This window comes from Bdellovibrio bacteriovorus (assembly GCF_001592755.1).
Taxonomy (GTDB): Bacteria; Bdellovibrionota; Bdellovibrionia; order Bdellovibrionales; family Bdellovibrionaceae; genus Bdellovibrio; species Bdellovibrio bacteriovorus_E.
Genome location: NZ_LUKF01000014.1, coordinates 50,694 through 70,765 on the forward strand (window position 1 = coordinate 50,694; position 20,072 = coordinate 70,765).

Consider the following 20,072-nt stretch of genomic DNA (forward strand, 5'->3'; position numbering starts at 1 on the left):
CACTCAGCGCTGCCCAAATTCCCTAATTCGGAACAGAATTTTCTTTAATGAATGGAACCTGAGGGGGAGGCTATGAAATTGTTTCTAATCGCTTTTCTTCACACGTTGCTGTTGGTGAGTACACAGGCTAACGCGCAATTTACGCAGGCCGCACGCGCAGACTACTTGAACATCATCGATGAACTCGATTTGGGTGACATGCGAAACACGATGCTCAACGTGGGGAATGAGGGGCTGAATCCCAGCCGCTATTGGACGACCTCCATGGAACAAGCCTGGAAGGTCGGAGGCTATTGGGATGCGAATCTGAAGCGCCAGGCGAACGAAAATTTTCTTTTGCTTCTTGAAGACATGCACGGAGGAGTTGTCGATCCAAGCACGATGGGTTCCGACATCAAAATGTCGAAGAAATCTTTTGTCAGCGATAAGCAGCTTCGGGTGCTGATGTACACTCATGGTTTACGCTCACAACCATTGTTGATGAGTTTTTCTCCGCAATCCGCGCCATACATCTCTTTAAAAGAAGCTCTTCGTCGTATCACTTACTACTGTAACAACGGCATGTGGACGAATCTTCCGACACCCGCGAAAAAAGTAGAACTTGGCGGAAGTGATCCGGCGATTCCTGCATGGAAAGAACGTCTGCGTCTTCTGGGATATAAAATCTCTAGCGTGGATCAGACTTTCGATACGCAGATGATGACGGCAATCAATGACATTCAGTGGTTGAACAAAGTCGTGCCGGACGGTTCCATCACGGCCAGTGGAAGTACTTATAAGTATTTAAACACCGGTTGCATTGAAAGAGCTCGTCAGATTCGCTTAGATATGGAAAAGCTTCGTTGGTTCCCACAAACTTTCGAAGATCGTTATATCTATGTGAACTTGGCGATGACTCAATTTAATTTGGTCGACAAACAAACAGGCACGAGTATGAACTTCCGTACGATCAATGGTCGTACCGCGCGTCCTTCACCCACGATGAAGGACAAAGTGGTTTATATCGTGATCAACCCGTATTGGGTCGTGCCGCCGACAATTTTCCGTGAAGATAAAATGGAAGATTTAAAAGGATTAAGCCCTTCACAAATCACAGAGTATTTCGATAGTCATAACTATGAACTTTGGAATAGCTCTTTCACGAAGCGTGTGGATCCTTCAACGGTGGATTGGAACAGTCTGGACCCTAACTCAGATAACTTGTTTTATATTCGTCAGCGTCCTCACTTAGGAAATGCTCTGGGAGTCTTGAAGTTCATGATGACAAATCCTTACGCGATTTATCTGCATGATACAAATCAGCGCGAGCTTTTCGCGGATGGACAGCGACAGTTGAGTTCGGGCTGCATTCGCTTGGAACACCCCGTTGAATTGGCGGAGTATCTTTTGAAAGGGACGAACTGGAATCGCAGTGCTATTGAGGCGGCGATGGCGAAGCCTGGGGAAGTCATGGAAAACGACACCCGCGTTAACTTGCAAAAGCCTATTCCGGTTTATCTCGTGTTCCAGACTTCGAGTTTGAATTCGGATGGGGTTATTCGGTTCTCTGAGGATACTTATCGTCAGGGAGCGCGGATGCTTCAGCGCGGGGCTTACTAGTCTTTCGCTTCGAACGGGGGATTTGGCCTGAAGAAAGATCTTCGTGCTGAGTCGCTTCGTTCGGGCACGCCCTCCAGGCTCTGTCGGTGCCGAGGCTTCGCCTCGGTTCGCGCCATCGTGGCGCCACCGAAGGCCCTCACTTCGGACTCATCCCGAAGATCTTTCTTCAGGCCAGATCTTGTTCGTACCGGAGCTTGTAATCCCGGCTGTTTTTTCACGTCTTTGGATAGATCTAGGAATGAATAAAATTTGAATTTTGTTGTGAGTTTGGAAATGAAGCTGAGGAATTATCTTCAGCTTCGTTTCGGTATTTTGGCTTACGCTTTTTTGGTTAGCGGCTGGAGGGGATTATTGTTGAGGTTGTTCCTGTTGTTCCGATCACGCTGCCGGGGAGGGGAGTTAGGATCGAGGTTCCTGTTGTTGTTCCTAGTGAGGTGAGGCCTATTGAGCTTGTGGAGCCAATGTAGCTTGTTCCGTAGCCGTATTGGATTTGTTGGATTCGGGACATTAAGTTGTACATTTCTTGTTGGAGTGAGGATACGGCTTGGTATTTTTGCAGTGTTTGCGATTGGTACTGTTGTTGGTATTGCATCATGCTTTGATATTGTTGCATCTGCATTTGCATCATTTGTTGTTGATACTGGGATTGCATTTGCATCATTGTGGAGTCGTAGCCGGTCATTGTTCCCATGCCCATCATGTTTCCGTAGCCCATCATATTTCCATAACCCATCATGGATCCTGTCATTGAGCCCATCATTGAACCCATCATTGATGCCATGGGATATCCTGACATCATGGTGCCCATTCCCATCATCGATCCCATTGGATAGCCGCTCGTCATTGCTCCCATCATAGAACCCATCATGTTTCCCATTCCCATGATGCCGCCGACACCCATCATGCTTCCATAGCCACCCATCATATTACCCATGCCCATCATTGGGTAACCGCTCATGCCGCCATAACCGGACATTCCCCACGGGCCCATGCCTCCGTTGAAGATGCCGCCGCCCATAGTGTTTCCCATCATGCCTGCGGGATAACCGAAGGCGCCGCCCATGCCCATGTTTCCGTAGAGGCTTCCGGTGCCATAAGCGCCCATCATGCCCATCGGGCCGTTCATGTTTCCGGTTCCACCCATGCCGCTTCCACAGCCGAAGGCTCCTTGACCCGTGCCGCCACCTAGGGCGCCGTAAATTCCTGCGGCTAAGTAGGGGAAGCCGTAGCTCCAGCTGGGGTAACTTTGTGTGGGCCATCCGATGTTGGAGTTGTATTCCGCCACCATCTTATTTTGTTGATATCCTGTGTACGTCGCTAGTAATCCCGTTCCGACGTTGGCGATCACATTCGCCCAATCTGTTTGGGGTTTTTGATATTGATAACCGCCGTTACCTTGTTGCATACACTCGACACAAATGCCGCCTTCGGTTTGCGCGGTCATGCGTTCGCGTTGCTCTTCTAAAGCGTTTTGTTTGGCGTCTTTTAAATCTTCTTTCGAGCGTTCGATCAGTGATTCTAAACTTTCAATTTCGCGCTGAAGTTTTTGCGACTTGGCGTAGGACTTTCTGTATTCACCCAAGCCTTTTTTACAAGTATTTGCATCCGCACGTCCACCTTCACTGGGTTTGAAACGCGAGTTCGAACAAATAGAGGCGCTGACCGAACCGGCTTTGCCTGGATCACAATACTGTTTCCATTCAGAAATCGTGAACCCATGAACAGGAGTCATCGCTGTGCCAGGAAGTTGCTCAGAGCCTTGCTGGCCTTGCGCTGAAAACTCACCTTCGTCTTGCAAGCCTTTATATTCATAACACTGACGATTGTTTTCAATGTGTTCAAAGACGAACTGGGCATAGTCATCGGAAACCGTTTTTTCAATGTCCGCCTTGTGTCTTTCAGATTCGCGATCGGTCTTTTTCTTTTCAGACTTCTTTGTCTTTAGCTGCTTTTGCGCTTCGCTGATCGCAGACTGAATTTCTTTAGTCTCATCATCTTGATTGGTAGCTCCGTTGCCGGCGCGGGTTAGGTATGAGCAGCCCTGCATTCCGCCCCACATGCCCGTGCCCCACATCGATTGGGCCCAAGAAGCGATCGGGCAAGAAATCAAAAGTACTAAACCTAAATTGCGAAGCATAAGACCACCTTGTTCGTGATCTTAGGTTAGCTAAGAAGTATGGAGCGAATATGGAGCTAGGACTTCGTGAATGAAAATGAGACTTTTGCACCCAGGACTTTGCCATCTTCAACCTGGTTGGCGGCGCGAAGCTGTCCTCCATGCAGTTGAGCAATTTCTTTCATAATGACGGATCCAATACCGACAGAAATGCGCTTGTTGTCCAATGACTCTGAAACCAAAGTGCGACTGGATTTTTTGTGGCCGAATTCTAAAAGGCCCTTTTCGCTAAAGCCGGGACCATCATCGATAAGTTGAAGCCGCAAATCTTTTCCCGATTGAGTCAGCTCAATACGGATTTTAGATTTAGCAAAGGAACTGGAGTTCTCGAAAGCATTGCGAAGCATGCGATCAATAAGGCGAGGCGCACCCATCAACGCAAAAGCGTCTCCTGTTTTCTGAAAATCAAATTGCAGTCCAGGATAGCGTTGTCTGAAAACGGTGACTTGTTCTTGCACTCTCTCCTCAAGGTGAATTGTCTCGGTTCCTAAAGAGTATTTCGGCTCTGTGATTTGAGCTAAGAACAAAAGATCCTCAACCAGTTTACCAAAGTACTCAACTTCGGTAAAACTCAAGGATAATACTTCCTGGCGCTTTTCCTCTGAAAGCTGGTGGTTGGCAGTTTGCAAAGTTTCCAGAAAGGATCGCAGTGAAGCCAAAGGAGTTCGTAAATCATGAGCAAGATCTTGCAACAATTCACGACGCGTGCGATCCGCCTTGCGCAATTGTTCGACCATGTTTTCTAAGTCACCCGCCATTTCGTTAAATGCATTGGTCAGTAACGCCAACTCATCAAACTTGCGTGACGGAAGGCGCGCTGAAAGATTTCCTTCACGCAAAGAATTAAGTACGTCCAAGGCTTCGCGGGAGCGTTCTTGATACTTAGAAAATTGATAAAGCAAAGCAATCCCGATAGAAATAATGATACAAGCGATCAACGCAATCAAAGTGACGATCGGTCCAATAGGTGGCTTATCCTGTGACCCACCAAACTTGCTTAAAAGGAAAACTCCTTCCTGATTGGTGACGGAAATCACTTCTGGAGGAGGGCCCGGCATGCGCTGAGTTTCAGAGGGGCTTGCGGAAATCGCGAGATCTTTTTGCAAAGCACGCAGTTGATCGGCGGTCAGGGAAGACGACAAAACTTTTTTTCCCGTCGTCAAACTCACACCGTCGGCATTGATCAGATCATGTTGTTCTAAGCCATTTTTGCGTGAAAATTCATTTAAAAGAGGCAGGGCCTTAAAAGGATCTTTGTCATAAGCATCTAAAAGGGCTCGGTTCATCCCCGCAGGTCGTAAGAACATTCGATCTCGCTCAAAACTTGTCAGAATCCATGAGGAGGCAATCGCTACCACCACGAAAACTAAAATGATCGAAACAAAGATCAAAAAGTTCTTACGAAAAAGCGGTTTAGTTATCATACCGCTTTCTCAAGCCGGTATCCTTGTCCATAGACCGAATTGATTTTAACACCTTTGACTCCATTTTTAGAAAGCTTTGAACGGATATGGCTGATATGTGAATCCACGGTGCGATCAAAGATCTCTTCACCGGAAGCCAAACGCTCTATCAATTGCTCTCTGGTCACAATCGTCTCAGGGTGTTCAAAGAAAGTCGTCAAAATTTCAAATTCACGACGGTTTAAACTAATCAAAGCTTCGCCGTGTTTTAAGACCTGCTGATTTTTGATCAGTGTCACTCCGTTGAAGCGCACTAAATCCAAAGTGGCCTTCATGTCAGAAAGCTGATTGCGGATGCGAAGGGCTAATTCTTTTTGATTGAAAGGTTTGCGAATATAGTCATTCGCTCCTTCCTCAAAACCACGAACCACACTTTCTTCATCCGTTCTGGCCGTCAAAAAAATCACGGGAGTGTTTAATTTTTCTCCACGCAGCCACTGACAGAAATCATAGCCGTTGCCGTCTGGCAGATTGACGTCCAATAGAAATAAATCCGGCGGCGATGTCACAGAGGCTCTGTTCTTGGCCTCAGTTAAACTTTGCACCCATTCCACTCTGTAAGATTGAAGTTCCAGTTGAAGCTGGATGGCTTTTCCAAGAATGGGATCGTCTTCTAAAAGAAATATCGTCGTCATAATATTAGCCTACCATGTCAAGAGTGCTTACTCATGAGTTTATTCTCTACGGCAACTGTTGAAGAAACGTGGAAGTCTGGTCTAATGTCTCAGTACAGAACAATGGCGACAGGAGATTCGAGATGGCCTCTATTTTCACAAAAATTATTTCTGGTGAACTTCCTTCTTACAAAATTTATGAAGACGACCACGTGCTATCCTTCTTGGCTCTGGACCAAGTGAACTTGGGTCACACACTTGTGATCTGCAAAGAAGAGATCAATCATTGGACGGAAGTTCCTGCAGAAACCTACGCGCACCTGCACAAGATTTCTCAAAAAATCGGCAAGGCCATTCTCAAAGCGGCGGGCTCTCCTCGCGTAGGACAAATCGTGGCAGGATTTGAAGTGCCTCACTATCACTTGCACCTTATTCCGGCGTGGTCGATTCCAGATTTGGATTTCAAACGAGCGCAACGTCGCTCTGACACTGAAATGAAGCAGATCCAAAACGAAATTATCAAACACTTAAATGAAATGAAGTAATCAAGATGGCGGAACAAAATAGTTACGAAAACATTATTCCGGGAGCTATTTACCAACACTACAAAGGTAAACCTTACCGAGTGATCGGCGTCGGCAAGCATAGCGAAAGCTTGGAAGATGTGGTTTTGTACGAAGCTCTTTACGAAAATCCGTTGGGCCGTTTGTGGTGTCGACCGGCTTCGATGTGGTCTGAAATAGTCGAAGTCGATGGTCAGAAAGTGCCTCGTTTCAAATTCCTATTTAAGTAATAATTTCAGGGCGTTCCACCACCGCCGGTGGGACTTCTCATTACGTTTTCATTTGGATATCAGGACCTTCTCAGTTGGAAACAAAATGGGGTCCCTCTTTTGACCTTTACATGCCGCTTCTCTACAAACGGGCCTCACGGAGAAGCAGTATTCATGAAACGTTTGTTATTAGCTATTTTTGCCCTTTCTAGTATCGCTAATGCCCAAGAGCCTACAAGCTCTTCCACAACGACAGCTCCGACGACAGAAATCCAGGCCCCGGTATCGGCCCCAACAACAACTTCCATCGAAGAAGAAGACGAAGATGACGAAAGCCGCGAAGCGGCCGTATCGACTTCAACAACAAATGGAAATGTTGAAAAGGCTTATCCTAAGTTCGAATTCACGTCGTACGGTTACATCGTTTTCGGCCAACGCGAAACTTTCAAAACAGTACAAAACCTAACGCCTATCACACGTCGTGAGATGGATCTGGCAGAGATTGCCTTTGAAGGTGAGTACATTCTTTCTGACAGCTCCAAAATCGAGTTCGAAATAGAAATCGAGCACGGTGGGGTAGGAACTGTGGTTGAGTTCGACCCTTTCGAAGAGTTCGGTGAATTCGAACAAGAAATCGAAAAGGGCGGTGAAGTCGTTCTGCCTGAGTTGTACTACAAAAAAACTTGGAAGAAGACGAACACCGCTTTGAAGGTGGGTAAGTTCCCATTGTTCATCGCTTTGGGTTCTGTTCAGACGAAGCCGCATATGTATGCTTCGATCTTGGCTTCCGATCTTGAAGCTCGCATGATTCCATTGAACTGGACAGAAACAGGCGTTCAAGTAGAACAAAAATTTTCCGATTTCACAGCGCGCCTGGGTGTTGTTAGCGGTTTGAACTCGGAGTTCTTCCGTACGTACAACTGGATCGGTGGCGGTTATCAACGTCACTTTGAAACAACAAATGCAGATGACCTTGCTACATTGGCAAGTATCGAGTGGGGCAGTGTTGCTAAAGGAAAGGGTTTTGCTCTTTCTTATTACGCAGGAAACACAACCGGCAACCGCTACAAAGTCGACAAATTGAAAGAGGACGCAGAAGTCACTCTTTGGACGTTGATGGGCGGTTATAAATTCGGAGGTTTCGGATTTAGCGGTGAAGTGATCGAAGGAACTTTGGAAAACTCCAATTTGGTTTCTGCGGCGAATGCGACTTTGGGTGGTTTGGCAAAACCAAAGGCGTTCGCTCCACTAGGTCATAAAGCTCGTTTAGAGTCTTTGCAAATCTACTACGATTTCGCATCTATCAGACTGACACCGTTCTTGAAGTGGGAACATGTGAACACGTTTGAAGAAGTTGAAGGCAACATCAATAAAAACCCTCGTTACGATGTGACTCGCAACTCGGGTGGTTTGATGTGGTTCTTTGATCAAGGGGCCTTCTTGAAAGCTCAGTACGCGACAGAAGTGACTGAACTTGATGGCCTGCCTGAAACGTATCAGGCAAACATTGCATTCGGTTTTGATATAGACAGTTTTAAATAATCAATAAGGAGAAAAGCTCATGAAAGCTTTGAAATTAATGGCTGCAGCTTTGGCCTTCGTAGGCGCAACGGCTCAAGCGGCGACAAATCAAGAGATCATTAATCACGTTTCTTACAATGTGATTCTTGCGACATACAACGACCTTGCTTCACAAGCGGCAAACTTAAATGCAGCTGTGAACACGTTGGCAGCGAATCCGACAGAGGCAAACCTTGCGAAAGCTCAAGATGCTTGGCGCGCAACTCGTATTCCTTGGGAAAGCTCTGAAGCTTTCTTGTTCGGTCCGGTAGATTCTTTGGGTATCGATCCTCTATTGGATACTTGGCCATTGAACATCTTAGATCTTGATTCTGTTTTGAAATCAAACCGCGCTATCACAACTGATTTCGTACGCGCTTTGGGAACAAACCTTCAAGGTTTCCACACTATCGAATATCTTTTGTTCGGTGATGGTAAATCAGCAAACACAAAACCAGCTTCTGCTTTAACTGCAAAACAGTTTGAGTACTTGAAAGCAACAACGGCATTGTTGGCTGAAAACACGGCTTACCTTGCAAACTCTTGGTCTAAAAACTATGACCCAGAAAATCCATCTGCTCCAGGCTACGTGCAAGTTATCAGCGCACCGGGCTTCGACAATCCATTCTACTCTTCTGACAGAGCGGTTATGGAAGAGTTCGTTCAAGGCATGATGGGCATCCTTGATGAAGTTGCTAACGGTAAAATGTCGGACCCAATGGGTGCGGATATCAACTCTGCAAACATGGCATTGGTTGAATCTCCATTCTCTTGGAATTCTTTGAATGACTTCACAAACAACATCCGTTCTGTCTACAGCATCTACACTGGTCACTACAGAAGCACTAAGGGCCCAGGCGTAAAAGCTTTGGTTGAAAGAGTGGACGCTGCATTGGCAGCTCGTGTTGAAGGCGAAATCTTGAACTGCATGCAGTTGATCCAAGCTATCCGTCCTGCGGGTGGTGGTGACTTCGGTCAAGCGATCTTTACTCATGACGGTCGCGCTCGTGCACAAAAAGCTATCGATGCTTTGAATGCTCTTCACGCAACTATGGAAAACGAAGTTCTTCCAACACTAGATATGTAATTTGGAGATTCTGTGAAAGCCTGGATTCTACTTTCAGCTTTTAATATCTTCGTCGGAGGAGTTGCTCACGCAGCTCCTTTTGTCGATATGGACTATGTTCACGCGGTCAAATCCGGTGGTGATACGACGATCATGATAAAAGGGGAATCCATCCGGGCTTTCCGCAATCCTGCGACGAATCTCACTGAAGAGGAAATCGCACGTCACTTGACGGGCGATGCTCTTTTTGAAAGAAATTTTTCTGATGACGCCAGCCGCTTTGATCACGGTTTGGGTCCGGTGTTTAACAATACAAGTTGTAACGCGTGTCACTCGAAGGACGGCCGTGGCGCCTTGCCAGTGATTCTTCCGGGACAAGAATGGGTGCAGCTTCGCCAGAATGAATCGATCTTTTTGCGCATCAGTATCGAGGACGGCATCCAACGTCCTAAAACTGCACAGAACCGCTGGGGTGCTCCAGTTGCGGTTCCGGGTTTTTCCGATCAACTTTTCCACTTAGGTTCCATGGGGGTTCGCAAAGACCTTCCCGGTGCGGGCCAAGCGCAAGTTTGGATGAAATATGATAAAAGCACGTTCACTTATCCTGATGGCTCAGTGGTGCAACTTCGTAAGCCTGTCTTTAAAATCACGGCTGCTTACGATGAATATTTTGACTCCGTGACAGGCGAAACAAAAAGCCGCTTGTATGAAAAAGACGTAAAAACAAGTCCACGCATGGGAACTCCTATGATCGGCTTGGGACTTCTTGAAGCTATTAAAGAATCGGACATCCTGGCTTTGGCCGCTCGCGATCTTTCCGCTGAAGGCGTGAAGGGTTCCGTGAACTGGGTGTTTGATATTGAAAAAGCCATGGCCAACGATCCTTATCCGGTATCGATGGGACGCTTTGGTTTAAAGAACAATACACCCTCAGTTTTGCATCAATCCTTGGGCGCACTTCGTGGTGACATCGGTGTTACGAATTATGCTTTCCCAATGGAAAGTATTTTCGGGACAGCGCTGTTTGAATCCTTTGTTCAAGATCCAACAGTGCCTGCTCCTTTGGAAGCTAGCGATCAAGTCGCTAATGATCTGGTGTTTTACTCGCAAACTTTGGCAGTACCTTCACGTCGTAACGTGACAGAGGCCGAAGTGATTCGCGGCGCGCAGATATTTCATCAAGTCAGCTGCACAAGCTGTCATCAACCTAGCTTTGTGACGGGTCCTCATAAAATCGCCGCTTTCAGCAATCAAAAGATCTATCCTTACACCGACATGCTTTTGCATGACATGGGTGACGGGTTGGCTGATGGACGCCAAGACTTCGATGCGAACGGGCGCCAATGGAAAACTCGTCCACTTTGGGGTATGGGTCACACACACACGATCAATCCGCGCGCTGGTTTCTTGCACGACGGTCGTGCACGTACGGTTGAAGAAGCGATTTTGTGGCACGGTGGTGAAGGCGAATATTCGAAAAACAAATTCGTAAATCTTCCCAAAGCGGACCGCTCCGCTTTGATTCAATTCATTCGCTCACTCTAGGGAACTGTTTCATTATGAATGGTTCAGAAAATCTGGACCAGGACGTAGTGGAAGTTTTCAATCTTGTTATAGTACCATCGATATCAAGCTTCTATTGGGGCTGGTAAGGAGGTGGTGCTTATGGTTAATACATGTGACATAACCAAGGCGGAGGTGGCGGTTTCTTAGAAACCCCAGGGCCTTCGCCTAGGATTCGAAAGAATTCTTAAACCTTAGAGCGGCTCGCAAGAGTCGCTCTTTCTATTTCTGAGCCTTTCTTTATTATTTTTTGTCCGTTACGGTCCCAAAAATATTCTCTGTAATCCTAACTTAAATACTGAATATTCCGATAAATTCCTAAGACTTCAAACACTTGCATAAAGCGGGAATTTTCAATTCATGTCTGACGAAAATAATAATAACGGAATTCCGGGACAGGATGACTCTGTCGTTCTGATCGACTTCGCGCAAGTGGAAGAAGTCTCTCGCGTCTTTTTTGAAGAATCCAAAGAGATTCTTGAAGAGCTTGATGCGCAAATCTTAAAACTCGAAGATGCTCCTTCAGACCAAGATCAGATCAATGTTCTTTTCAGAAAAGTGCACACCATCAAAGGCAGCGTGGGTGCTGTTCCCGGAGGACAACTTTTAGGTTCGCTGGCGCATGAGTTTGAAGCGCTTTTGACTCGTATTAAACGTGAAAATCACACGGTCACCAAAGAGTGTATCGACCTCTTTCTGAAAAGCTCGCGCATTATGAAAGTCTTGGCGAAAGCGTTGCGTGATAAGAGCGAACTTTATCCTGAAGAACTCAGCGAAGCGATTGAACTTATTGCGAGCTATGGAAGCTTTGATTCTCTGAGTGATGCGGGAACAGCCGTAATAAAGAATCATAAACCACGTCCGTCCAGCACAGGCATGAACGCCGATGAACAGGGTGTCTGGTTGTCGTTGAATCAATTGAATGAATTTCTGCGCCTTTCCGGAGAGCTTTTAGTTCTTAAGAACTTCTTTCAAATGATGAATCAAACCGTGAACTTTCGTTTGCAACCTGAACTGTTTGAAAGACGCCAAGCCGATTTTTCTCAGAACTTGAATAAGATCAGCGATCAGTTTCAGAACCAAGTGCAAAGTGTTCGTAAAGAAAAAGCCAGCGAAAGCTTTAAGTCGTTGCAGTTGCTTGTCCGTCAAGCTTCAACGGAGCTCAATAAAAACGTTCAACTAGAAATCCTTGGCGGCGAACTGATGATTGATAAAGGCTTGGGACAAGATCTCTATGAGACTCTGGTGCACATAGCCCGAAATTCAATTGACCACGGTATCGAAGATCAGTTCGAGCGTGCTCTGCAAGGTAAATCTCCTATTGGAAATTTAACTCTTGAGATTCAAGAAAGAAACAACACCATTCATCTGTCATTTAAAGATGATGGTAAGGGTTTAGATAAAGAACGCATTCTTCAACGAGCTTTGAAGAATGCTCTGGTTTCCGAGTCTGAAGTTTCGCAGCTTTCAGATGAGCAGATTTATAAGTTTATCTTTCACGCTGGATTTTCTACGAAGGACAAGGTGACGACCATTTCGGGTCGTGGTGTCGGTATGGACATCGTGTTTGCCATCGTCGAAAAATACCAAGGTAAGATCCACATTGAGAATACCCCAGGGCAAGGCGCTTCTTTCCACCTTGAAATTCCCGTGCCTCAACACATTATGGTGGAAAGTGCTTTACTGTGTTCGTGGAATGATTTCCGTTTAGCCGTTCCATTGACGTCGGTCGCACACATCAGTTCTTGCCATGAGCTGCAAATGACGACTGTAAATCGTCTGCGTTTCTGTCAGTTCAGTGGATTGACAGTGCCGTTACTAAATTATCACGAGATCTTAAATCACCAAGTAGCGGCGTCGGAAGATCTGGTTCGCGGTTCTTCGGCTGTCTTTATTAAAGTCAAAGAAGGCGTATTCGCCCTTCTGGTGGATCGCATCGAAGCGCAAACAGATCTCGTCGTTAAGGGCTTTGGTAATATCGTCAAAGAACAAAAAGGCTTCAAAGGCGTTTCTATTTTAGCGGATGAAAAAGTCACTTACATTGTTGATCCCGAAAAAATGATTCATTTCTTGTTTCAGCTAGATAGCATGCAGGAGGCCGCATGAGTGACTTCTTTAGTGACGACTTTACGGCCGAGCTGAAAGCCTATTTCCTGGATAGCGTCTGCAAAGAGGCCGACAAATTTATTGATTTGACTGACGAGTCGACATTACGTCGTATTCGTAACGAGGTTGCCGAGCAAACTCGTGCCTGGGCGGTCGACGCTAAAACAAACGAGTTTTTGCATTTTTCCCAATGGCTGGAACTGTTTGAAGAACGCACACAAAGTTTCAAAGAGCCCAGAGAACTGATCAAATCGCTTAAAACTCTGAAAGCCTACGCCGAAGCGTTGATTCAGGAAAAAACAGATACAGCGGATCATCCGGTGCGCTTTGCTCTTTCGGCAGAACTTAGACAAGATGTTCAGCTTTTGCATTGTCGTTGGGGGAGCCAGGATTTCGCTATTCCGTTATTAAATGTCGTCGAAATCAGCAGTCAAATTCCCCTATACCCATTGCCGGATAAAAAAGAAGGCCTTATGGGCGTGATTCCTTTCCGTGGTGAGGCTGTTCCCGTGATTAGTTTTCATGACCACGGCTTTAACCAATCCGAAATTAAAAACACTTTTTACGTTATCTGCGAACATCAAGGCGTCCGCTTTTCTTTGCAGGTGACTGAAACCGATGACTTGATGAGCTTAAAAGAATCTGAACTGTTGAATGTCGAAAGCCATTCCACCGTTATTCAGACGGCCTTTGTGTCGCAATTTTTTATTAAAGGTAACAAGAGCATCATGATTCTAGATCTTGAAAAACTGGTGGCATGATGAATACCCATTATTTGTTTCCTGGAAAATTAGCGGCCTTTAAAGAAGAAACTGTGATCTCGACTTTGTTAGGTTCTTGTGTGGCCGTCGCTATTTTTGATCCGACTACGAAAATCGGTGGTCTGAATCACTATCTTTTACCTGAAGGCCTGCCTGAAGAAAGTCAAAATAGCCGCTATGGCAGCTACGCCATTCCTCAGCTGATTGAAGAGTGTGTTCGCCTAGGCGCCAACCGCAGTAAAATGCAGGCAAAAATTTATGGTGGCGGTAACGTTATCAGCGTTTCACAACTAGGTGACGGGATCGGGAAACGCAATATTGAAATTGCCGAACAGCTGATGCGTGAATTCAATATCCCTATCATCGAACGCAATGTCGCCGGCGAAAATGCTCGCACCATTAAGATGAATACTTTCACTTTTGAAGTGATTCATAATTCACCGCGGGATACGGGCTCTGTGGATAAACCTGTGGACGTGTCGGGCTTCAGACCCTTGTCTATAGCGAAAAACGTGAAGGTGCTTGTTGTTGATGATTCGGCAACGGTCCGTACTCTTTTCACGAATATTTTTACAAAAAGTGGCTTGGAAGTCGTTGGTTCGGCTGCAGATCCTTATCAAGCTCGCGAAATGATCTTGAATAAAAAACCCGATGTGATCACTTTGGATATCGAGATGCCGAAGATGTCAGGCGTGATGTTTTTAGAAAAACTTATGAAGCACCATCCAATTCCGGTGGTGATGGTGTCTTCATTGGCGAGCACGGGTGAAGCGGCACTGAAATCTTTAGAGTTGGGTGCTGTGGAGTTTGTTCACAAACCCTCGCAGTTTGATCCGGCAGTTTTAAAAGATCTTGCGGCGATGCTTGTTGATAAAGTGCGCGCCGCTGCTTCAGTGAATGTGTTGAAGAGGCTGAAGGAAGCTCCTCCGGTAGTTGAAATTAAAACCAACGCACCAGTGAAAATTGTGCGCAAAGCCGCCGAACTTAAAGTGGTGGTCTTAGGTGGCAACGCCGGTAGTGCGGATGCCGTAGAAAAGTTCGTAAAAAATCTGGCGGCAGATACGCCTCCGGTCGTAGTGGCATGCAGTACCGTAGCGAACTTTGCGACAGCGTTTATCAGTAAGTTGAAACAAGGCTCTAAAGTAACTCCCGTTCTTGCGAAGGACGGCGAGTTTTTAAGAATGGGTCATGTTTATTTTATTCCTGCAGAACATCATGGGAAAATTCAAACAGGCGGTACGGGGCCAGTCTTGCATATCGCCAAGGGGACTCCTGTATCGTCACAACTCCCGTCGGCCAACGTTCTTTTCCAGTCTGCCGCGCAGTCTTATGCGAAGGGCGTTTATGCGGTGTTATTAGGAGGCTTCGGCGCCGACGGTGTCGATGGTCTTATCGACGTGCAGAAAAAAGGGGGCGCCACTGTGGTGCAGCACCCGGAAGAAGCACAATTCCCTTACGGCCCACAGAAAGCCATTGAACTAGGGGTGGCGGATGAGATACTTAAGGCAGATATGTTAGCGCATCATCTGATGCAGTATCGAAACCAAAACTTATACTAGGATCTTTCTTTGGAACTTTCGAACTTTATCGGCGGGGAGTTTGTCCCCGCTGAAAGTAAAAACACGTTTGCTAAATTCAATCCTTTCACCGGCGAAGTTCTGGCGCAAGTTTCATCATCCGACGCGATGGATGTTATTAAAGCCCTGCAACCGGCAAAAAAAGCAGCGACAAGTTTTAAAGACAGTTCCCTAGAGCAAAGGGCCACCTATCTAAAATCTCTTGCACAAATCCTTCAAGAAAACGCCGATCAAATTGCTTATGACGAGGCTCTTCATCAAGGTTTGCCTCACGCCTTCGTTCTAAAAAACAATGTCGAAGTTTCTATTCGTATTTTGCAAGAAACTGCGGAAGCTCTTTTGCAATTGCAAGATCCAAAAATGCTTTATCAACCTTCAGGCATTGTCGGTATCATCACGGCCTGGAGCTGCTCTTTACGTCTTGTCGTAGAAAGACTGGCGCCAGCACTGGCCGCGGGAAATGTTGTTCTGGTGAAAGTTTCCGAGCAATCTCCGATCACGGCGAAAATTCTGGGAGAGGCTTTGCAAAAAGCTCAGATCCCGGCGGGCATCGTTAATATTCTTCAAGGAAATGCCGAGGTCGCGCAAATCATCGCGGGTCATCCGAGTATTCGTGCGGTGACTGCGGCTGGAAAAACTTCCACGCTTGAAGCCATCGCAAAAACTGCTTTACCGCAATTTAAAAAATTGCAGTTAAGTGGGGGAGCAAAAAATCCATCAGCCGTTTTAGCGGACACAGATTATAAGAATCTGCTTCCCGAAATTCTTCGCCCTTTTTTAATCGGCCAAGGACAGATGTGTTGGAATATTTCCCGTTTGTTCGTTCTGGAATCTTTTGCTCCTGATTTCTTAGAGGCCGTGAAAAACTATTTTGCGGATCTAAAGCCTCTTAAAGATCCTCGCGGAAGTGAAGTTTGGACACCTTTGATTTCACAGAGCTCAGTCTCTCACATTGATGAAAAAATTAAGTTCGGTGTTTCTGAGCACGGAAAAGTTTTTGTCGGCGGTAACGTTGAAGGTGTGGGATTCTTCTATAAGCCAACAGTGATGTTGGATCTTCCTAACTGCAGTGTCTTGCAACAAGATGAGCTGCACGGACCTCTTTTGTTAATCACAGCCGTAAAGTACCAGCATGAAATTCAAAAGTGGGCGAACACTTCTTATGTCGCGCACTCCTCAGTGGTATGGGGGCCTTCAGAAAAAGTGATGAAGGTTGTTTCCGCGTTAGACACCGCCCATGTTTGGGTGAATTCTTGGATGAATGGTGAAACCACCACGATCTTCGGTCACAAGCAGTCGAGCTTTGGAAATCTCGACATGTCTTGGAACGGCTCTTTTTATTCGGATGTAAAAAAATTGGCGGGGACCTAACATCGTCAAGACTCTGACGAAATCAGGCGTTGGAAAATTGACAAGCCCTTTAGTTTAAAACGTGGGTTTTGTTGCGAGTTTTCACTTCGCATTGGGTGCAGAAAGCTTCTTCCGTGATCTCACCCGTGGCTCGATCCGCGATGTGTTTTAGTTCAAGGACAGTGCCGCAAAGTATGCAATTGTTTTGGGAAATTATAAACTCACGATGTTTGGGAGAGTCGGTTTTTTCAAAATAATTGATCTTGCTGTATTCCATGTTGTCTCGTCCTTCGAGTTCTTCGCTTACGTGCTGGCAAAGGCTCCATCCTGGAGCAAAACTCATTCACTGCAAAAGCTGTTCACAGGCCAACGTCCGGACACCGGATGCATCCTTTCGCCTGATCTCCACTTGTCCGGCTTCCGTTTTGGATAAGCCGAGCGATGAAGGAGAAACATATATGAAACATAAAATTTCTAAACTAATGTTGTTCGCTGCGCTTATTCCATTGTGGGGTTGTGTTGAAGTGAGAGATAAAGAGGTGACTATTGCACCTCCAGCGACTCCGGCTCCCAAAGTGATCGAGCGAAAGTTTTCGGATTTGGTCGTGAACCAAGATCTTTATCTCTATAAAGGCGGTCTTCGTACCAAACAAGAAATGGATGCGCTGATTGCCAACGAGGGTCTTTTAAGAGAGGTAGAAACTTATTCACTGCAGTTTCAAAAAATTATTTTTTCTGCTGAAGGACGTCTTTTTACGATGGGCAATGTGGTCACCTTGAAAGCGGAAGAACTGATTTCGGAAGAGGGACATATTTTAACCTTCCCTGAAGGACAAGTGGCTCCCTTAGGTCACGATGGCCGTCACGGCGGACACATAGCTCTCATTATCGAGAATGCAGAAGGCCTACTAAGCATCGTTCTTCGTGGCGAAAATGGTGGTCAAGGTCATCCTGGAAAGGATCCCGATCTTGCGTTGAAAGGAAAAAAAGGAAGAGACGCCAACGGAGGCTTATGCGTGAACGGAAAAATCCGAGAGGCATGTACACCAGATCCAGGTGGACAAGGACTGCCAGGATATCAAGGGTTGCCAGGTTACCGTGGGGGAAATACAGGAACTCTGAGTCTTGAAATTAAGTCTAAGAGTAAGTTTCAACCAAAAATCTATCGTCTCGTTGGCAAGGGGGGCTCTGGTGGAGTCGGTGGCAAAGGTGGTCAAGGCGGCGACGGTGGAGATTCCATAAATCGCAAGAAGCCTCGAGTGGGAGCTGGCAGTCAAGGCCCCGAAGGTCCTCAAGGTAAGCCTGGCCCCTATGGTCAGGACGGCATTCAAGAATCTGTGTGCGCCGTGAACGAATCCGGCGCGAACTGCATCTAACCCAATTCTTCTTCGATAGGCGCGTGACTTAAAATAGTTTGAACAAGCGCATCGACATGCACGGGCTTTGTTAAATAGTCCGTGCAGCCTGCTTCCAAACATCTTTCCCGGTCATCCTTCATCGCGTGAGCGGTAAGAGCAATGATCGGTTTTTTATATCCGGCCTGACGTAATTTTTTTGTAGCCGTATAACCATCCATGATCGGCATTTGAATATCCATCAAGATAATATCGTAATTTTCTGCCAGCGCTTTATTTAAACCCTCTTCACCATTTGTCGCCAAAGTGAGTTTCGCGCCACGTTTGCTTAACATTCGTTGAATCAAGAGGCGATTGTCTTCGACGTCATCAACCAAAAGAATCGAAGTTTCGGAAAGCTGTTTTGCGTGGATAAAGTCTTTCTTCGGTAGCTGAAAACCTTTTTGCGATATATTTGCTGGATCAAGCCCAATGCGGACCGTGAAGGTACTTCCTTTGCCGGGGTCGCTTTCCTCCAAAAGAACTGTTCCGCCCATCATCTCTGCCAATTTACGAGACAGAACCAAGCCTAAACCTGTTCCCTCATACTTTCTAGAGACCGAGCTGTCCACTTGACTGAACGGCTGGAACAACAAAGAGCGCTTTTCTGCAGAGATTCCTACGCCGGTATCTTTAATCGTGAACAAAAGATTAGGGCCCGAGACCTCATAAGTCATTCGCACATAACCTTGATCGGTGAACTTAATCGCATTGCCTAAAATATTTGTAAGCACTTGTCTTAAACGAAGAGGATCCGTGGTGATGGTGTCGGGAACAATCCCGCGGCGATTGAATTCAATATGAATCGGTTTTCCATGAGCTCGCGCGACCATCAAGACGTGAATATCATCAAGTAAAGTGGAAAGTGATACCGAGCTTGGTTCAATCTCTAAGTGGCCGGCCTCAACTTTGGATAAATCCAAAATATCATTGATGATGCGTGTGAGGTTTTCGCCGGTACGTTGAATGATATTTAAGTATTGCAGTCTTTCTGATTCTGAAAGCTGTGAGTCTTTAAGAAGATCTGAAAATCCAATGATGGCCGCCAAGGGAGTACGGATTTCATGGCTCATGTTCGCTAAGAAAAGACTCTTAAGCTGACTGGCTTGTTCGGCTTGTCTGCGCTCGCCAATACTGTGGCGCAGATCAAAGGCCATCTTATTTAAAGACTCTGCAAGCTGACCGATCTCGTCGCCAGAGCGCACAGGCACTTCGACGTTAAATTGGCCTTCGCCGATTCGTTTCGCAGCGGTATTGATCTCTTTAAGGCCTTTTGAAAGATTTCGGCTGGTCGCCACGGTCAAGGCTAAGCCCGTTCCTTCGACGATCAAAACGGCAAACAGCAGAGTGATCAACAAAACTTTTTCCAGCCAACGTGAACCTTCACCCAAGGTATAAGAAAAATTCCCTTCAAGAATTGTCAGTCGGTCATTCAGTTCATCGATTTTATCCAATGTTTGAATCACCTGCTGTTGAGAGGCATTGCTAGCAATGAGTTGATGAAGATTTTCTCCGTAAGAGATAAGTTCGTTGGTCAGGTCATCGCCTTCTCTCCAGATGCGGATGGCCTCTTTCACATAATGAAAGTTATGAAACTTCATGAGGTTGATAACGCCTGGAATATCGTCTTCGTGAATTTTTCCTTGAAGGAAACCTTGGTAAGCACCTTCCTCATCGGGAGGCACTTTTTCAAGCGCGCGACGAGCTTTGCTGTCCCCCAATGGAATCTCTAAATTTTCACGGAAAGATTGATAGAACTTCGGATCACGCGTACGTGCATACTTATGAAGACTGATGACTGCGTCTTTTTGCGCTTTGGACCACAGGCTTTCTCCCGTCACAAAACTGCGCACCGACGAAAGCGTGTTCATTGCGAAATACAGAGAGAAAAGTTCTAAGGCGATAAGCAAAGCCATAACGCCAATCACGGCATACAGCTTATTAGATACAGACATATATTTCCAAAAGCGTCGAAGTCCCATGTGATACTTATCGGAAATTTATAACATTAGTAAACAAAAAACACTTTCGGATTTGCAGGACAAGAGATGAAAAGACCTTCATTTTGAAG

Annotated in this window: 16 protein-coding genes; 11 read left to right on the plus strand and 5 right to left on the minus strand. The window is 46.1% G+C overall.

What is annotated here, in order from left to right; all coding sequences use genetic code 11:
- Nucleotides 1-72 precede the first annotated feature (72 nt).
- On the plus strand, nucleotides 73-1,599 hold the full coding sequence (locus tag AZI85_RS08315; RefSeq protein ID WP_063243649.1) for a L,D-transpeptidase family protein: 1,527 nt from the start codon (nucleotides 73-75) through the stop codon (nucleotides 1,597-1,599).
- A gap of 331 nt (nucleotides 1,600-1,930) precedes the next feature.
- On the opposite strand, the gene AZI85_RS08325 is transcribed toward AZI85_RS08315, so the two are convergent.
- From AZI85_RS08325 to AZI85_RS08335, 3 genes are read right to left on the minus strand one after another with little or no spacing between them, the layout of a single operon-like run.
- The gene (locus tag AZI85_RS08325) at nucleotides 1,931-3,736 is read right to left on the minus strand and encodes a hypothetical protein (protein ID WP_063243651.1); all 1,806 of its coding nucleotides are present in this window, start codon (nucleotides 3,734-3,736) and stop codon (nucleotides 1,931-1,933) included.
- 56 nt (nucleotides 3,737-3,792) lie between these two features.
- The gene (locus AZI85_RS08330; RefSeq protein ID WP_063243652.1) at nucleotides 3,793-5,199 is read right to left on the minus strand and encodes a sensor histidine kinase; all 1,407 of its coding nucleotides are present in this window, start codon (nucleotides 5,197-5,199) and stop codon (nucleotides 3,793-3,795) included.
- The gene (locus AZI85_RS08335) at nucleotides 5,196-5,873 is read right to left on the minus strand and encodes a response regulator transcription factor (RefSeq protein WP_063243653.1); all 678 of its coding nucleotides are present in this window, start codon (nucleotides 5,871-5,873) and stop codon (nucleotides 5,196-5,198) included. Before AZI85_RS08335 ends, AZI85_RS08330 begins: the two co-directional genes overlap by 4 nt.
- 122 nt (nucleotides 5,874-5,995) lie before the next feature.
- On the opposite strand from AZI85_RS08335, the gene AZI85_RS08340 reads away from it, so the two are divergent.
- From AZI85_RS08340 to AZI85_RS08380, 9 genes are all read left to right on the plus strand, one after another.
- Nucleotides 5,996-6,397 (plus strand): HIT family protein, encoded by a 402-nt coding sequence (locus AZI85_RS08340; protein ID WP_063206295.1) that lies wholly within the window; start codon nucleotides 5,996-5,998, stop codon nucleotides 6,395-6,397.
- 5 nt (nucleotides 6,398-6,402) lie between these two features.
- Nucleotides 6,403-6,645: a DUF1653 domain-containing protein gene (locus AZI85_RS08345; RefSeq protein WP_063243654.1), complete on the plus strand. Its 243-nt coding sequence runs from the start codon at nucleotides 6,403-6,405 to the stop codon at nucleotides 6,643-6,645.
- A gap of 153 nt (nucleotides 6,646-6,798) precedes the next feature.
- Nucleotides 6,799-8,166 (plus strand): hypothetical protein, encoded by a 1,368-nt coding sequence (locus tag AZI85_RS08350; RefSeq protein WP_063243655.1) that lies wholly within the window; start codon nucleotides 6,799-6,801, stop codon nucleotides 8,164-8,166.
- Between the two features lie 19 nt (nucleotides 8,167-8,185).
- Nucleotides 8,186-9,271: an imelysin family protein gene (locus AZI85_RS08355; protein WP_063243656.1), complete on the plus strand. Its 1,086-nt coding sequence runs from the start codon at nucleotides 8,186-8,188 to the stop codon at nucleotides 9,269-9,271.
- A gap of 12 nt (nucleotides 9,272-9,283) precedes the next feature.
- A complete protein-coding gene (locus AZI85_RS08360) occupies nucleotides 9,284-10,795 on the plus strand; it encodes a di-heme oxidoredictase family protein (protein WP_063243657.1) in 1,512 nt (503 codons plus the stop codon).
- A gap of 378 nt (nucleotides 10,796-11,173) precedes the next feature.
- Nucleotides 11,174-12,919 carry a chemotaxis protein CheA gene (locus AZI85_RS08365; RefSeq protein WP_063243658.1) on the plus strand — a complete coding sequence of 582 codons (1,746 nt, stop codon included), beginning with the start codon at nucleotides 11,174-11,176 and terminating at the stop codon, nucleotides 12,917-12,919.
- Complete coding sequence (locus AZI85_RS08370) at nucleotides 12,916-13,680, plus strand: chemotaxis protein CheW (protein WP_063243659.1); 765 nt, start codon at nucleotides 12,916-12,918, stop codon at nucleotides 13,678-13,680. Before AZI85_RS08365 ends, AZI85_RS08370 begins: the two co-directional genes overlap by 4 nt.
- The gene (locus tag AZI85_RS08375; protein ID WP_063243660.1) at nucleotides 13,677-15,239 is read left to right on the plus strand and encodes a chemotaxis protein CheB; all 1,563 of its coding nucleotides are present in this window, start codon (nucleotides 13,677-13,679) and stop codon (nucleotides 15,237-15,239) included. The genes AZI85_RS08370 and AZI85_RS08375 overlap by 4 nt, the downstream gene beginning before the upstream one ends.
- Before the next feature lie 9 nt (nucleotides 15,240-15,248).
- Complete coding sequence (locus tag AZI85_RS08380) at nucleotides 15,249-16,628, plus strand: aldehyde dehydrogenase family protein (RefSeq protein WP_063243661.1); 1,380 nt, start codon at nucleotides 15,249-15,251, stop codon at nucleotides 16,626-16,628.
- A 49-nt stretch (nucleotides 16,629-16,677) separates the two neighbouring features.
- Here AZI85_RS08380 and AZI85_RS08385 read toward each other — a convergent pair whose 3' ends face one another.
- On the minus strand, nucleotides 16,678-16,884 hold the full coding sequence (locus tag AZI85_RS08385; RefSeq protein WP_063243662.1) for a hypothetical protein: 207 nt from the start codon (nucleotides 16,882-16,884) through the stop codon (nucleotides 16,678-16,680).
- 181 nt (nucleotides 16,885-17,065) lie between these two features.
- On the opposite strand from AZI85_RS08385, the gene AZI85_RS08390 reads away from it, so the two are divergent.
- Entirely contained in the window at nucleotides 17,066-17,983 is a 918-nt protein-coding gene (locus tag AZI85_RS08390) for a hypothetical protein (protein ID WP_063243663.1), read from the plus strand.
- Here AZI85_RS08390 and AZI85_RS08395 read toward each other — a convergent pair.
- Nucleotides 17,980-19,956, minus strand: a complete 1,977-nt coding sequence (locus AZI85_RS08395) for a response regulator (protein ID WP_253720913.1) — start codon at nucleotides 19,954-19,956, stop codon at nucleotides 17,980-17,982. The two genes, AZI85_RS08390 and AZI85_RS08395, sit on opposite strands and share 4 nt — an antisense overlap.
- Nucleotides 19,957-20,072: the final 116 nt, after the last annotated feature.